Source organism: Sphingobium sp. CFD-1 (genome assembly GCF_024611115.1).
Taxonomy (GTDB): domain Bacteria; phylum Pseudomonadota; class Alphaproteobacteria; order Sphingomonadales; family Sphingomonadaceae; genus Sphingobium; species Sphingobium baderi_A.
This window is the reverse complement of record NZ_CP084398.1, coordinates 900,811-913,808: the sequence shown is the minus strand read 5'-3', so window position 1 is coordinate 913,808 and position 12,998 is coordinate 900,811. Positions and strand designations below refer to the sequence as shown.

19 protein-coding genes and 1 tRNA gene are annotated in these 12,998 nt (G+C 61.0%); 4 read left to right on the top strand and 16 right to left on the bottom strand.

The window, feature by feature from the left end; genetic code table 11:
• Positions 1–128: 128 nt before the first annotated feature.
• On the bottom strand, positions 129–368 hold the full coding sequence (locus tag LDB26_RS04645; RefSeq protein ID WP_257540710.1) for a hypothetical protein: 240 nt from the start codon (positions 366–368) through the stop codon (positions 129–131).
• 8 nt (positions 369–376) lie between these two features.
• Positions 377–904, bottom strand: coding sequence for a DUF4352 domain-containing protein (locus LDB26_RS04640; RefSeq protein ID WP_257540707.1), 528 nt, complete (start codon positions 902–904; stop codon positions 377–379).
• Between the two features lie 482 nt (positions 905–1,386).
• On the opposite strand from LDB26_RS04640, the gene LDB26_RS04635 reads away from it, so the two are divergent.
• Positions 1,387–1,755, top strand: a complete 369-nt coding sequence (locus tag LDB26_RS04635; RefSeq protein ID WP_257540705.1) for a PH domain-containing protein — start codon at positions 1,387–1,389, stop codon at positions 1,753–1,755.
• Positions 1,756–1,772: 17 nt separating this feature from the next.
• Positions 1,773–2,132, top strand: coding sequence for a hypothetical protein (locus tag LDB26_RS04630; protein ID WP_257540703.1), 360 nt, complete (start codon positions 1,773–1,775; stop codon positions 2,130–2,132).
• Between the two features lie 206 nt (positions 2,133–2,338).
• Here the strand turns inward: LDB26_RS04630 and LDB26_RS04625 are convergent.
• A tRNA-Ser gene (locus tag LDB26_RS04625) sits at positions 2,339–2,417 on the bottom strand.
• A 254-nt stretch (positions 2,418–2,671) separates the two neighbouring features.
• Here LDB26_RS04625 and LDB26_RS04620 point away from each other — a divergent pair.
• Positions 2,672–2,881 carry a hypothetical protein gene (locus LDB26_RS04620; RefSeq protein WP_257540701.1) on the top strand — a complete coding sequence of 70 codons (210 nt, stop codon included), beginning with the start codon at positions 2,672–2,674 and terminating at the stop codon, positions 2,879–2,881.
• A gap of 64 nt (positions 2,882–2,945) precedes the next feature.
• Complete coding sequence (locus tag LDB26_RS04615; RefSeq protein ID WP_257540699.1) at positions 2,946–3,605, top strand: hypothetical protein; 660 nt, start codon at positions 2,946–2,948, stop codon at positions 3,603–3,605.
• On the opposite strand, the gene LDB26_RS04610 is transcribed toward LDB26_RS04615, so the two are convergent.
• The 13 genes from LDB26_RS04610 to LDB26_RS04550 all read right to left on the bottom strand — a co-directional run bounded on the left by LDB26_RS04610 (position 3,598) and on the right by LDB26_RS04550 (position 12,980).
• On the bottom strand, positions 3,598–4,140 hold the full coding sequence (locus tag LDB26_RS04610; protein ID WP_257540697.1) for a hypothetical protein: 543 nt from the start codon (positions 4,138–4,140) through the stop codon (positions 3,598–3,600). The two genes, LDB26_RS04615 and LDB26_RS04610, sit on opposite strands and share 8 nt — an antisense overlap.
• Positions 4,141–4,240: 100 nt before the next feature.
• Positions 4,241–4,426, bottom strand: a complete 186-nt coding sequence (locus LDB26_RS04605; protein ID WP_257540694.1) for a hypothetical protein — start codon at positions 4,424–4,426, stop codon at positions 4,241–4,243.
• Positions 4,419–4,607 (bottom strand): hypothetical protein, encoded by a 189-nt coding sequence (locus LDB26_RS04600; protein WP_257540692.1) that lies wholly within the window; start codon positions 4,605–4,607, stop codon positions 4,419–4,421. Before LDB26_RS04600 ends, LDB26_RS04605 begins: the two co-directional genes overlap by 8 nt.
• Positions 4,604–5,290 (bottom strand): N-acetylmuramidase family protein, encoded by a 687-nt coding sequence (locus tag LDB26_RS04595; protein WP_257540689.1) that lies wholly within the window; start codon positions 5,288–5,290, stop codon positions 4,604–4,606. The genes LDB26_RS04600 and LDB26_RS04595 overlap by 4 nt, the downstream gene beginning before the upstream one ends.
• 65 nt (positions 5,291–5,355) lie before the next feature.
• A complete protein-coding gene (locus tag LDB26_RS04590; RefSeq protein ID WP_257540687.1) occupies positions 5,356–5,790 on the bottom strand; it encodes a hypothetical protein in 435 nt (144 codons plus the stop codon).
• A 23-nt stretch (positions 5,791–5,813) separates the two neighbouring features.
• Complete coding sequence (locus tag LDB26_RS04585; RefSeq protein ID WP_257540685.1) at positions 5,814–6,014, bottom strand: hypothetical protein; 201 nt, start codon at positions 6,012–6,014, stop codon at positions 5,814–5,816.
• Between the two features lie 32 nt (positions 6,015–6,046).
• Entirely contained in the window at positions 6,047–6,292 is a 246-nt protein-coding gene (locus LDB26_RS04580; protein WP_257540683.1) for a glycosyl hydrolase 108 family protein, read from the bottom strand.
• 6 nt (positions 6,293–6,298) lie between these two features.
• A complete protein-coding gene (locus tag LDB26_RS04575) occupies positions 6,299–6,490 on the bottom strand; it encodes a hypothetical protein (RefSeq protein WP_257540681.1) in 192 nt (63 codons plus the stop codon).
• Positions 6,491–6,534: 44 nt separating this feature from the next.
• The gene (locus tag LDB26_RS04570) at positions 6,535–6,891 is read right to left on the bottom strand and encodes a hypothetical protein (RefSeq protein ID WP_257540678.1); all 357 of its coding nucleotides are present in this window, start codon (positions 6,889–6,891) and stop codon (positions 6,535–6,537) included.
• 2 nt (positions 6,892–6,893) lie between these two features.
• Entirely contained in the window at positions 6,894–7,727 is an 834-nt protein-coding gene (locus LDB26_RS04565) for a hypothetical protein (RefSeq protein WP_257542234.1), read from the bottom strand.
• On the bottom strand, positions 7,727–8,527 hold the full coding sequence (locus LDB26_RS04560; RefSeq protein WP_257540676.1) for a hypothetical protein: 801 nt from the start codon (positions 8,525–8,527) through the stop codon (positions 7,727–7,729). The genes LDB26_RS04565 and LDB26_RS04560 overlap by 1 nt, the downstream gene beginning before the upstream one ends.
• Complete coding sequence (locus LDB26_RS04555; RefSeq protein ID WP_257540673.1) at positions 8,527–9,567, bottom strand: hypothetical protein; 1,041 nt, start codon at positions 9,565–9,567, stop codon at positions 8,527–8,529. Before LDB26_RS04555 ends, LDB26_RS04560 begins: the two co-directional genes overlap by 1 nt.
• On the bottom strand, positions 9,564–12,980 hold the full coding sequence (locus LDB26_RS04550) for a hypothetical protein (protein WP_257540671.1): 3,417 nt from the start codon (positions 12,978–12,980) through the stop codon (positions 9,564–9,566). The genes LDB26_RS04555 and LDB26_RS04550 overlap by 4 nt, the downstream gene beginning before the upstream one ends.
• Positions 12,981–12,998 lie beyond the last annotated feature (18 nt).

Sequence of the window (12,998 nt, the reverse complement as noted above, 5' to 3'; positions counted from 1 at the left end):
GCTTTAGGAGAAGATATAGCTTATCAGTGAAAATCCGTACGTGAGAATGATGTAGATCATCCCAAGGTTGATCGCCAATATCAGACCTACATACAATCCGACGTACAACGCATATATTAACGCGTCTCTCACTGTTGATTTATTGATTTCAACTCTTCATTCAGCTCTCTTATTTTCTGAATGTTTTTGGCATGCACGTCAGGAGGCACTCCATCGAAGTTTTCCTGAAATAGCTTGTTGATCTGAGCGTGGATCGCCCTCTGCTTGTTGACGCTCTTCTCAAGCTTGCTTGTCGCCGACAGAAGGCTGCCGAACAGCTTGAACTCGCTGAACGGAAGCAGACGGGTGATGATTTTGCCCTTTGGCATGGCTCACCTCAGTTGAGCGAGAAGGTATGCTGCGGACTGGTGTCGGCAACGATCTTCCATGTCGCCTTGTCGAAACCGTTTTTGGCGATCTTCCAGACCATGATTGCCTTGGTCCCGACGCCGGGGTTCAATTCGGTCGACATGGCGGAGTCTGCGGTAGCCATAGCTGCGGCCATCGCCGTTGCCGTGTCGTCGGCGACATAGGTTGCCCCTTCGGCGTCCATGAGATTGAGCTTGGGCCATTCAAAAATGCCGAGCGGTTCCTTGGACGTGTTCTTCAGATGGTAGTTGGCCACCACGTAGGTTTCGCCCTCGCCCAGTTTCGGGCCTACGCCAGCCATGCCAATCTGATTGGTGATCTTCACGGCATTGAGCGTCAGTTCGACGCCCTCAGCCTTGGCGATGTCGCCAATGGCTAGAGGTTTGGCCGGTTCCACGTCACTAATGACGGTCCCTGGGTTATCGAGTTGTGGCGTCGGGGCTTGGTCGCAAGCAGACAGGAACGCCAGACACAGCACGGGTACGATCTTCTTCATGAGATTTCCTTCAAAGATGAGGGATTGAACCGACCCCGGACGGGCACGGCTGAACAGGCGATCGCTATTGCTGCTGATGATCCACGTCTCGCCCCCGCTTGAAAGGCGACGTTCGGCTTCAACCTCGTGCCACCCCTATGTACCTCTCGGAGCGACGGCCGAAGCCGGATGTTGGAAACCTACTTAGCATAGGCGCATGCGCCTTTACCGGCGAACCGGCTGGACATGCGCGCATGCCACCCGGCCTCCGTATTCTGGCGACCGAGTCATGCTAAGAGGGGTTTCCACGCCCCACCTTCCGGCTTTCACGGAAGGCAGAGCTTTTCTGACGGGATTAGAGCAGCTTCGCAATAGGCGTTTGTATCCGCCTCTTCATATAAGATACTGAAATTGCCGCGCGATGGTTGCTCGACCGGAACAAAATCATCTTGCTCTGCGCCAACAGCTGGACAATTAATCCCGTCTGGATTCAGGGGGATGGGATGATTGATTTCAAGAGCGGCGCGCTTTTCAAGTTGAAGGCGAATGAAGAATATCGCCACACTGTAGATAGGCTTTTGGTTCAGGGCGAAACGGTCGTCGGTTCGTTCAAGGGAATCCGTGATGGCGTCGTTTTCACCGACAAGCGCATCATCGCGGTCAATGTGCAGGGCATAACCGGCAAGAAACGGGATTTTTCTTCTCTTCCCTACAGCAAGGTTGTCGCCTTCTCCGTCGAAACAGCAGGCACCTTCGACCTCGACGCCGAGTTAGAACTTTGGTTTTCCGGCCTTGGTAAGGTGAAGTTCGAATTCACCGGTCAGACGGACATTGCCGAAATTTCTCGCTTGATCGCTGGCTACGTTCTTTGACTGTCAGGGAGGCAATAATGAAGAAGGCTTTTATCGTTGTAGCGGCCATCGCGGTTGCCAGCGCCGGAACTGGCAGCGCGCATGAAATCACGGAAACGATGGCAACCCCCGTCCGCGCCACTCTTTCAAGCGCGAAAAGGCCCGCTGACCTGGAACTGTGCGTTGCAGACGCCATTACCCAAATTGGGGGCGCGGTGCCTGTCGCCATCCGTGACGGGGACAACAAAGTTCAGATGCTAGGCTATGGCCACACGCCCAAAATCATCGTGTCATTGATTGGCTCCGATCGGGGGACCACCATCGAATTGCGCACGAAAAGCGGCGACATGGATGACAAGATGGTCAAACATCTGAAAGACGCCTGCCAGATTTCTTGAGGCAGGCCCCACGCTGTTCGGCCTCGGGTCGGAAATGAGATGTCCCAGCAGCAATGACCGGGATCGCGACAATCCCATTTCCGCCCCACGCTTCACCCATTGGGAACCTATTGGATCAAGCCAAAGGCACATAAACAAGGCGACCTCTCCGCCATAAGCCGAAAGGCACTTTCGCTAGGTTTTTCAGAAAGTTCCTACAGAAGGAATGGTGCCGCTTACGTGACTCGAACACGTGACCCTCGCATTACGAATGCGATTTCGACCATGTTTTTCACGGGAAACTGCGCCAAATATGCGCGGTTTTCCGTGAACAAGGCAGGAACGAATGGCAATTTGTGATCCCGGCGCGATCCCAGAAAAGGCAATGCGCGTCGGTGAAAGCGCCCTCCTGCGCGGAGGAACGGAGTGCAAATGTTTATTTACATCTCATCGTCACTATGTAGGCTATCATAGGGAACCCTTTAGGGCTCAGATGAGTCTGTGAATTGACTTGACGGGAGCAGTTTTAGCCGTAAAGGGCCAGCGCACGGAGAATGGGCATGGATAGATTGCAAAGCGCACTTCACCAGCTCGCAGATAATGTGGGCGGTTTCGACAACATCAAATTTCTGCTCTGCGGCAGCGAAGACATGTCGCGCGACCATGTGACGGATCATATCGAGGCGATTCACAATGGCCTTTCGGACGGCAGCATCCGCCCCGCTAGCTTGGGGGAGAGCAGCTTGGATGAAGCTGTTTTTCCGCTGTAAATATTTACAGTTGACGAATATATTAGAACACCGTTAGGCCCCCAGACTTCCGTTTGGGGGCCTTATGTTCAATTACGCGGCCGTGATTAAGCCGATACTTATCGAACTTGACGAAGCGCGTGCCCTTCACCAGCCCGTTCGCGTTGAGGCGGATTTGATTCCGCTTTTTACGAAGCACTCTTCGTTCAAAACCATTGATCTGTATCCTATCCCTCAGGGGCCTATCTGTGGAATGCACCTCAGTAACGCAAAATCCGGTGTTGCACAGATATTCTACCGACGCTGCGAATCTCATTTCGCGAAAGATTTGGTCGCAAGCTGTCCCGAATGCCAACTCGCGCGAGTAACCGTGGCAAAGGAACTGGTTCATGTGCTTGATAGTAATGGCGCCAGAACATCCATCGAAGCGGCGCCGGACCTATTGATAGACCTGTTGTTGAAAGGCGCCCTAGCAGAAAATTCACATGTCCAAGCCGATTCGACGGCGGTATTCTGGGCGATAGAGATGCTTGCCCGTTTTCAGCATCGACTCGTGCAGCTCGGTGGTCCGCTCGGTTCGACCAGCGCCCTGACGAATGCGAAGACCACTGATAATTGGGGGTTGTATGCGACGGGCTATGCCATCCCGACAGGCGTAGCGAGAATAGCCTACAGCGACAATTTTATGAATCTGGCAAAGACATTTCGTGATGCGGTGGGATTGCCGACCATTTGCGTCATTTAGCAAGCGTTTCAGCCGCCAGCGGCTCCACAACCACGCCAGCCTGTTTCACCGCCCATTCCCGCAGCCCTACCAGATTCCATGCCTGCCGCTCTGCTATGGCGAGCTTGGCAAGAAGTCCGTCACAATCGGTCCCTGCATAAGCTCTACAGGTGGCATCGCTGGCGATGGACACTGGAGCGATCTCGGAACTGCTGAGATCGGTTCGGGTGGCGAGTTCCGCGCGCACGCGCTCATAGCGAGCATCAACAGCGGCAAGGCGAGCCTGATAGTCATGGACGGTCCTTTCGGTGATTTGAGCCTGCTCCGCCTTCACGCGCTCGACATTGGCGACGGCTGCGCGCTGGGCTTCCGCGCTGGCGGCGCGATAGTTGGCGACGGTCTGGTCATAGGCCTGCTTTTCAGCCGACGCCTGCGTCTGCCAGCGGTCCCGCTCTGCCGTGCGGGCCTCCAGCTTCAGGATGGTGACGGTCAGGGCGGCAATGAGCGCGGCCATGGGAATGGCCCACCAGAAGCGGCGGATGAGGTTCCATGTCATTGCATGTCCTCCCGCCATATCCGATAGGCCCAGCCCGCGAGCAGGGCGAGGAAGCCTACGACGCCGCAAAACATCCCGGCGACGAACCCGGCGACCCAGCTCATTTCTGAGCCAGCTTGCGGGTGCGGACCTGTCCCCAGATGAAGGGCACGGCGATAACCGCGACGGTGATGATGGCCGTCAGGGTATCCTCTTCCAGCCACCCCCGGCCGATGGCATAGCCGCCCACGGCAAGCGCGATCTGGCGCACCGCAGCGGCAAGCTGCGTCGCATTGACGTCATTCATGGATGTTTCCTTTCTTCGGTGGAGGCGCGATCAGTATCCATTCGCGGGCATTGGTAAGGTCGGCCGTCAGAACAGCGGTCACGCGGTCGCCATAGTTGGACGTGACAACATAAGCGTCAGCCCCTCCGGCGTGCCGCACGATGTCCCCGCGTTGCAGGGAGCGAAATTCCTCGTCGGTCATGCCGCCCTCCGCTTCGCATAGGCGGCCGCCAGCCGCGTGTCGTATTGGTTTTCGCGGTAGGCCGTGCCGTTGTAGCCCTTGGCGAAAGCGGCCCAGTCGCCGCGCTGGAGTGCACCTTGCAGCCGGTTGCCGATCACGAAGCGGACAAAGGCATCCAACTGGTCGCCCTCGGTGCGGGACTGCCGCCATGCGAAGGCCCAAGGATCATGCGCGTCGCAGACTGCATAGTTCTCGCCGAGAATCTGGAAGCCGCCATAGCTGGCCGACATGAACCCGGCATCCACGTCCAGCGAAACGGCTGCCAGCAACTGATCCCACCGGCCTTTCTGGCTGGCCGGATACAGCTTACGGTTCCATGTCCGCGATGAAATGGCGGGATGGCTGTTGTCGTATCGGTGGCCCGTCGATTTGCTGAAGCGGTGCGGCTCGAACAGGATCGTCGGTCGCCCCTCAATGAAAGGCTTGCCGGTCGATTCCACGTCGTAGACCGCCCAGACCTTGGCCGGGTCCACGCCCAGATCGCGCGCTGCCTCCGCCACATCGCTATCGGTAATGGGATAATCCGGCCCATCGGTCAGGCAGGCGAGGATTGCCGCCTTGCTGACCGGCCCGATCTGACCGTCAATCGCGCCCTGATAATAGTCGAGCGAAGCCAGCCGCCGTTGCAGCGCTGCTTGATCCATCTCATTTCCCCATGAAAAAAGGCGCCCCGAAGCGCCTTGCATCCGTTTGATCGTGTCAGGTCGGCTCAGCCGTCCAGCGACCGCTTCCCGCTCGCAATGTCGTGCACGACGCGTTCCGCGCTCATCTCGGTTTGCACCTCTTCACGGATCGCGGCCTTGTGCTGGACCACGCTTTCCATCAGCGCCGCGTCGACCTGGCGAAGGAAGCGGTCGGTATAGAGTTTCACCACCCTATCAGCCCCGACCGTGGCCGCCGCTGTCATCAATGCCGCGCCTTCGCCATGCACGCCCGCCTGACTGACAAGCCAGAAGGCGATCAGGGCCACCATCGGCAGCAACAGAAGGTCCGCCAGCACAAGGACCGGCTTGATCTTCACCCCACGCTTGATCAGCAGCGCATATTTCGCGGCCAGCCCGAACGTCAGGCCCAGCCATATCCAACCATATTTGGCGATCAACGCCTCAGTCCATGGCGTCATCGCCGCATTTCCTTGTGCCATATGCGGTCCCCCGCGATGCTGCGTTATTCTTCGGTTGGTTCAGGCTCGACTAGCGCCTCGATCCGCGAAATCTCGCCATCGACGAGACCCCGCACGTTACGCATGACGCTGATGACATTGCGCGCCTGCTGAGCGGCGACGCTTTCATTGGAGAGGCCGGGCAGAAGCGCCTCAAGGTCATCAGCCAGCGTGGCGACCTTGCCAGCCACAAGGGCGGCCTTCACCGCCTCCTCGCCCACGGCGGGCGAAAGCGCGATCAGCCGGTCGAAGCCAGGCTTGAGGATATAATCCTCGAAAAAACCTGCTGTGCGAGTTCCTTGGGGAAATCCCGCATGTCGCCCTGATAGCCATGCTCACGGGCGACGGCCTGCGTCACGCCATGATGGGTCGGCCCGCCCGGATCGTTCGGATTGTTCACATAGCCGCCTTCCACATGGAAGATGGCCGCAATGATCGCCAGCGCCGCGGCGCTGGCCCCGGCGAGCAGTTTCACCTTGTTCATGAATAGTCAGTCCTTTCGGCCGGTCAGCCGCTTGGCCGTGTCGGTTTCCCATATCCGGATCGCGGTCCAGATGATGGTGAGCGCCGCGGCGATCGAGGGGAGGATGTTGGCCAGCGTGCCGACCATCACGCCGATCGACAGCCCGTCGGCGGCATGCTTCAGTCCCTCATGATCGGTCAGGTTGATTCGTGGCTCCATGGCCCCCGGATGGGCGGCATGTGGGGATAAGAAAAAGGCGGCTCTCAGGCCGCCGGTTCTTCATCGGATTCCTGTGGCGCCGTCTCCCAGGGCGGCGTCAGTATCGCGGTCGGGGGATCGATCATCTCCGCGATCCGCGCATCCAGCATCGCCTTGAGCTTGTCCGCCTCGCTGCCGAGTTGCCCCTCGACCCAAGCCTGCACCTGTTCGGGCGTCAGGCTGTCGAAATCGGTGAAACTGCCCGCGTCCGGGTCCGCGATGCCGACGCGGCCTGTCAGGACGGCGCTATGGCCTTCATCGTCCGTCGCGCTCAGCCGCCAGTCCACGTCCGTCACGACATTGCTCAGCCCGTCCGCATGGCGCGCGACGTGAAAGGCGGGGAAGGTCCATTCATAGATCATGCTCAATACTCCAGGATGATGAGGCCGGGGCCGCCTGTGCCTGCTGCGCCGCCGATGGTGCCGCCGCCACCGCCGCCACCGCCATAGGAGCCGCCCGCGCCGCCTGCGCCGCTGATGCCACCGGTTCCGCCGCCGCCGCCCGGACCATAGGGAACGCCGCCAGTCGTGACGTGCATGGCCGCCATGCCTCCGTCGCCGCCTTTTGTGCCGGAGGTGCCATTGACGCCGCCGCCGCCGCCATTCGTGCCGTTGCCGCCATTGCCGCCCGTGCCCCCGCCTACGCCGGCACCTGTGCCATAGGGGCCGTTGCCGCCATCGCTCGCGCCGCCAGCCGTGGACGCGCCGCCGCCAGATCCACCGCCGCCTCCCGCACCGCCATTCTTTCCTGCGCCGAGAGGCCCCGCCGCTCCACCGCCGCCTCCACCGCTGGAAGACCCACCCGCGCCACCCGAATATTTCACATCGCCCACGCTGGATGCCGCAGACCCGCCCGCCCCGGCTGTGCCCCCGGACGCATTGCCGCCCGCCTTCGCCAGAACGGTCCCGGCCGAAGAAAACCATGTATCCGTAGGCGAGCCGCCCGGCGCGCCGATCTGATAGGTGACGGAGCCGCCCGGCGTCACGGTCAGGCTGGATTTGAACGCATAGGCGCCGCCACCGCCACCGGAGATACCGCTGCCGCCACCGCTCCCCGCGACAGAGCCAGCGCCCCCCGGCCCATAGCAATGGACATCGACCTTCGTGACGCCGGACGGCACGGTCCAGCTTGTGCCGGACGTGAGCGCGACGATCCTCTTGCCGCCGCTGCCCAGCAGCATTTGCCCCACGCCGGACATCAGCTGACCCCCGTGCCGGAAATAAACCACTTGTCGGCCGCGACCTTGACCAGCGTGGCCACGCTGCCGGGGATCATGGTGCGCGATCCCGTCGTCGCCGTGCCAGCCAGCCGCAGCGTGACGCCGCCCGATGGACTGACCGTGATATTGTTCGTCCCGTCGTTGACGATGCTGATCGTCGCCCCGACCGGAAAAGCCGCGCTGGCGTTCGTCGGCAGCGTGATCGTCTGCGCGCCTGTATTGGCCGAATAGACATGACTGCCCTGATCGGCGAGCGCGAGCGTATAGGCCGTGCTCTTTACATTCTGGGGCACGCCCTTGAAGGGCGCGAGGGCTGTCAGGTCGGATTGCAGGGCCGCTATGGCCAGGTTGATCGCATCCAGCAGCGCCGGATTGACCGCCAGCGCAATGACCCAATCTGTTTTCGTGCCCGAACCCGTCACCGCCGTGACGTTCACCACGAGCGCGCCGGTGCCCGCGTCATAGCTGGTGACGGTCCCCAGCATCGCATTGCCGGGGCCGGAAGCGCTGGCGATGGATACGAACTGCCCGGCCTTCAGCAGGCGTCCGGTCGTCGCGGTGAACGATTTGGAGCCGGTGCCGATGACCACGCTGCTGCTGGACGTGGCGTTGTAATTGGTCGCCTGCGCGATCTCCTCCAGCGCCACCACGAAGGCGTTATATTCAGCCACAAGGGTCGGCAGCCAGCCCAGCAGCCCATCGGCGCGCGTGATGAAGGTCGCGGGCGCGTCCGACCGGCTCGGCGGCGTGGGCGGAGGCGTGAGGGGAGGCAAAGCCATCAGGTCAGTCCTTCGATTTCGAGGGTGCAGATGCTCATCGTCGGATAGGCGATCTCGACGTTGAAATCCTTGTAGAAGCCGAACAGCGCGGTTTCGGTTCGCTCCTCAGCGCCGATCCAGACCACCGGCGTGGCGCGGTATTTGACGATCAGGTCCAGAAGGGCCGGGATTTGCATACCACTTGCCCACACCGTGAAGCGCCCGCGCCGGGAGAAGGGGCGTTCGACAATGGTGTAATTGCCGAAATCATCGGCGGCCTTCTTGGAAAAGTCCGTAATGCCGATCTGCGCGCCATATTGAGCGGCCCCCAATTCGCGGGCCATGCCCAGCACCAGATTGCCGATCGACACCTCCGATCCCGGATCGCTCAGCGTCACGGTGACGGTCGGGGAGGCGTAGAGCGGAAGATCGAGCCTGATCGCATTATGCTCGCGGATGACTTCCTCGAAGAAATAGGCGAACCAGTCGGTTATCCCGCTGTCCGACGCGAGGCCTATCGTCTGGTCATAAATCGTCCCGGCCCCGTCAGCGGCCACTTCGATGCGGACGGACGCGCCGGATACGTTCAGAAGGGCGATGCTGTCGATCCGGCCTGCCAGCGCCATGGACACGCTGATGCTGTCCCGCGCCATCGTTTCGGTTCCGTTGACCTGATCGAACATGGCCCAGCGGTTCGACGGGAACGGATACCACCACGCTGCATCTGTGACCGGATGGTTGGTATTCGCCCCCTGAAGGCTCACATATTCGCGATGATTGGCCGCATCCAGAACGCGGTCGCCCTCCGCATAGGTCGTGCCGCTGTTCCATGCGAGGAAGGTTGTGGCGACCGCCCGCCACCAATCTGGGGAGGATGCGGGATCATGGCCCACATTCGCGGCGGCGAGGCTTTCATACACGGCTGCGGCGGACCCGGTGACGACGCTGGCCCGGTCGCCGAGCGCATAGGCCGTCCCACCCGCATAGGCGGCGGGCGCGGTTTCGGGGACGCTGCTGGTGAGCATGGCGGGCGTCACCGTGACGGGGCGGATGATCTTCATGCCGCCTCCACCTGTGTCGCGAGGGCATCGCCCCGGTCGGCGCGGCGCAATATGCGGGCGCTTTCGCCCGTATTGCTGGCGATGGCGATGAGCGCCGATTGCAATTCCGACCGCAGCGCGGCGATTTCCTCTTTCGTGCCTGACTGCGTATCGTTCAGCCGCTCGATGATGCCGTTGATGTCGGTGAGGTTGACATTGACTTCCTGGAGCTGGGGGACCGGATTGGTCAGCTTGTCCATTTCCGCCTGCGCTTCCGCTTCTTCGGCCTGCGCCTTTTCCAGATCGGCAATGGCCTGCCAGACGGTCGTCACATTGTCATTGAGGTCGATGAGCCCCTTCACGCTCGCGGTAAGCTGGTTAAGCTGCCGCTCCGCCATCGATGCGACGCCGTTTGCCCCGGCCTGCGCCTGATCCGCCGCAGCGGCCACGCGGGCCACGTCGCGGGCATAATCCAGCGCGGACCCCGCACGGTCGCGGGCTGCGTCGAGATAGGATTGCGCGTCTCCGGTGAACGCGCTGAGGCTCGCTTCATTGCCCAGCCGGGCCAGATTGGCCGTCTTGTCAAACCGGGAGCGGGCCAGCGCATAGCTGTCCACGCCGGGGACATCGGTGAACAGGCTGGCGCGAAATTCGCTGATCGCCTTGGCGAAGTCGCGGAACTTGTCGGCGGTGGACTGGAGCGACGAGGATTCCCGGCTGTAGGCGGCGGAAAGGGCGTCGCGGGCGTCGCTCACCTTTTGCGCGGCATCCTGATAATACCAGATAGACCGCTGCAACGGCCGCAGGCTTTCATCCATCGCCGCCAGTTCGGCCTGACGCCGCAGGGTCAGCGCCTCGGTTGATTTTCCCATGGCTTCCAGCAGCGTGATTTCCATGGAGCGCCGCTGGGACGCCAGTTCTTCGACCTGCACCTGCTTCATCAGCAGTTTCAGATCGTCCTTGGTCTGGGACAGTTCAATTTCGCGCTGGAGATTGGCAGCCTCCGCCGCTTTCCCCTGTGCCGTCAGCAGCCGCACCTCCAGTTCGCGGCGCTCATTCTCCGCTTGGTCCAGGATGCCTTTGCGCTGGATCGAGAGCAACTGCTCCAGTTGCGTATATTCCTCGGTGGTCGCGCCCGCTTCCGCGAATATCTTCCGCAAGCCGTCAAACTTCTTGGTCAGCTCCTCCAGTTCATACCCAACCGGATCGGTGGCCTGCTTCAGGTCGCTGAACACGCCTTCGAAGGCGAGCGCCTTGCTCAGCTTGGTCTGAAGATCGCCAGACGCCTGTAGCAGAGTTTGGGTGGACTCCCGGATGCCTGTGATGGCTCCGCGCTCGATGGCTACCTGAATGGCATAAGCAATCGCGCCTTCCGCATCGTCGTTGAAATCGGTCGCCCCCTTTTTCACCTTGAGCGATGTGCCGGTGGCGTTGACGCGCCAGTCGCCATGGCGCTGCCCGACGGTGATGTTGCCGAAATCGCCCACGTTACCGCCAAAGGCTTCCGCGATCTGGTTGAGCGACGCCATGATATTGTCACCCACGGAGACAGCCGCCTTTTCCGCCGTGCTGCTGTTCCCGCGCGACGCGGAGACGCCGCTGGATGAAATATCGACCGCGCCCCATTTGACCTTCTTGAACATCCCGCCAATTGCGCCACCAAGGACGCCACCCAGCATGGAGCCAAGTGGGCCGGCCAGCGACCCGAACGCTTCGCCGAACATATCCTTCAGGGGTTTTTCAAGCAGCTTCTCGCCCAGCTTGCCGCCGATGACGCCGCCTGCCGCGCCGCCGAGCTTGCTGCCGCCAGTCACGCTGGCGGCGGTGGAACCAAAGGCGGCGTTGGCGAGGACAGCTTTCAGCCCTCGGAAGAACTCGCCGTTTTCGCGGAACAATTTCGTCAAGTGGTCGGCAATCGTCGTCCCGATGCGTTCCGGATCATTGAGATCATTGCCAGCCGCACCTTTTAGGCTTTCCGCCCAGACGCCGGTGTCAAGGCTGCCGATGGTACCCAGAAGTCCGCCAAGCTTGCCGCCAACACTCATGAAATTGCCCGTCGCCATGCCCTGCACGATGCCGCCAATGATATTGAAAGCGCCGCCCGTCTGGCGGATCGCATCGAGTTGATCGAGATAGACGCCGAGCAGGCGGTATTCGGTTTCTAGCTGGCCTTCGCGGACGCGGGCGGCGGCCTCCAGCGCATCCTTATTCTCTTCGCCCCATGTCTTTTCGCCCTTGCCCCATTCCCGTTGGCGCTTCTCCATTTCTTCGGCCAACTGCCAGACGTTGCCCTGCGCCTCCATGCGGGTGTCAGCGATCCACTTGGCCAGCTTCTCGTATTCCTTGGCCGCCTCACGGGCCAAGCGCACCGTCTCGCTCAACTCCTTGTTATGGGCGCGGGTGGCGGCAGAGGCCGCTTTCTTGGCGTCCGCCGCAGCCTTTTCGGCAGCCTCGGTGGCGACGGTCTGATTGAACCGCTGCTCGCCCAGCCGGACAAGGTTTTGCGAAACGCCCATCTGCTGCTTCAGGAAGTTGAGTTCGCCTTGAAGTTCAGCGACGTTACGAATTAGCGGGGCCGAGCCGCGCCCCCTCGGGTCCACGCGCCTAGAATCATCCAACCGCTTCTGTGCGGCCGAAAGCGCGCCAACCGTCTTGTCCAAGGCAGCGCGATCCGTTTCCAGCTTGATCTTTGCATCTGCGAGCGCTTGGACGCCCGCGATACTCGTCTTGCCCATATTTCCCGCGAGCCGAGCGTAAGCATCAGCCAGACGATCAATCGACGGTTTCGTCTTGTCCGCTGTATCGGCAGTGTTCCACATAGCGGCTGCGAGCGTCCCCAGCACCGTGGTTGCCGCTATGATGATCTGTCCCCAAGGCCCGCCAAGAAAGCCGATGAAGCCCTTACTCCCGGCCGTCATCAACCCAACCGCTCCGACGACCTGAGAAGCCTGCGCCGCAAATATCTGCATGGGGCGGGCGCCCATGGCGAACTGCGTTGAAATGTCGCCGATCTGGTAAGATAGCTGCTGCATTCCAGCCCGCATCGCACCACTCGTTGTAGTGACCGTTCGCCCTGTCCCCCGGTAGACCGACACCGCATTTCGCAACTGATCCACATATTGCTTATGTGTGATCGCGCCTTCCCGAAGCGCCTGCTGGAGCGTTTGAACCTCCTGCTTGTATCGCTGGAGGGACGCCCATGCGGGATCTAGCTGACCTTTCAGCCGGGCCACGTCGCGCGAAAACTGCTGGATACCAGCGCCTGCGTTCCGCCCGATGCCCGCGAGGTTATCGTTCGCCGCGCGAGCGTTCGCCGCGATGTCGCCGCTGGCCGATTTCACCAGACTGCGGACACGGTTCAAATCCTGGGTCAATCTCGCAACCTCCGCGACGATTTCCAAGCTCAAACGGCCTGCGGGGACGGGTCCGGCCATAGAATTTGCTCCACAGAA

Coding starts and splice junctions, on each gene's coding strand:
- LDB26_RS04575 (WP_257540681.1), bottom strand. CDS start 6,490: ATGGAGCCACGAATCAACCTGACCGATCATGAGGGACTGAAGCATGCC.
- LDB26_RS04580 (WP_257540683.1), bottom strand. CDS start 6,292: ATGAACAAGGTGAAACTGCTCGCCGGGGCCAGCGCCGCGGCGCTGGCG.
- LDB26_RS04565 (WP_257542234.1), bottom strand. CDS start 7,727: ATGTCCGGCGTGGGGCAAATGCTGCTGGGCAGCGGCGGCAAGAGGATC.
- LDB26_RS04600 (WP_257540692.1), bottom strand. CDS start 4,607: ATGACCGACGAGGAATTTCGCTCCCTGCAACGCGGGGACATCGTGCGG.
- LDB26_RS04550 (WP_257540671.1), bottom strand. CDS start 12,980: ATGGCCGGACCCGTCCCCGCAGGCCGTTTGAGCTTGGAAATCGTCGCG.
- LDB26_RS04605 (WP_257540694.1), bottom strand. CDS start 4,426: ATGAATGACGTCAATGCGACGCAGCTTGCCGCTGCGGTGCGCCAGATC.
- LDB26_RS04620 (WP_257540701.1), top strand. CDS start 2,672: ATGGATAGATTGCAAAGCGCACTTCACCAGCTCGCAGATAATGTGGGC.
- LDB26_RS04645 (WP_257540710.1), bottom strand. CDS start 368: ATGCCAAAGGGCAAAATCATCACCCGTCTGCTTCCGTTCAGCGAGTTC.
- LDB26_RS04570 (WP_257540678.1), bottom strand. CDS start 6,891: ATGATCTATGAATGGACCTTCCCCGCCTTTCACGTCGCGCGCCATGCG.
- LDB26_RS04590 (WP_257540687.1), bottom strand. CDS start 5,790: ATGGCACAAGGAAATGCGGCGATGACGCCATGGACTGAGGCGTTGATC.
- LDB26_RS04555 (WP_257540673.1), bottom strand. CDS start 9,567: ATGAAGATCATCCGCCCCGTCACGGTGACGCCCGCCATGCTCACCAGC.
- LDB26_RS04595 (WP_257540689.1), bottom strand. CDS start 5,290: ATGGATCAAGCAGCGCTGCAACGGCGGCTGGCTTCGCTCGACTATTAT.
- LDB26_RS04560 (WP_257540676.1), bottom strand. CDS start 8,527: ATGGCTTTGCCTCCCCTCACGCCTCCGCCCACGCCGCCGAGCCGGTCG.
- LDB26_RS04615 (WP_257540699.1), top strand. CDS start 2,946: ATGTTCAATTACGCGGCCGTGATTAAGCCGATACTTATCGAACTTGAC.
- LDB26_RS04610 (WP_257540697.1), bottom strand. CDS start 4,140: ATGACATGGAACCTCATCCGCCGCTTCTGGTGGGCCATTCCCATGGCC.
- LDB26_RS04630 (WP_257540703.1), top strand. CDS start 1,773: ATGAAGAAGGCTTTTATCGTTGTAGCGGCCATCGCGGTTGCCAGCGCC.
- LDB26_RS04635 (WP_257540705.1), top strand. CDS start 1,387: ATGATTGATTTCAAGAGCGGCGCGCTTTTCAAGTTGAAGGCGAATGAA.
- LDB26_RS04640 (WP_257540707.1), bottom strand. CDS start 904: ATGAAGAAGATCGTACCCGTGCTGTGTCTGGCGTTCCTGTCTGCTTGC.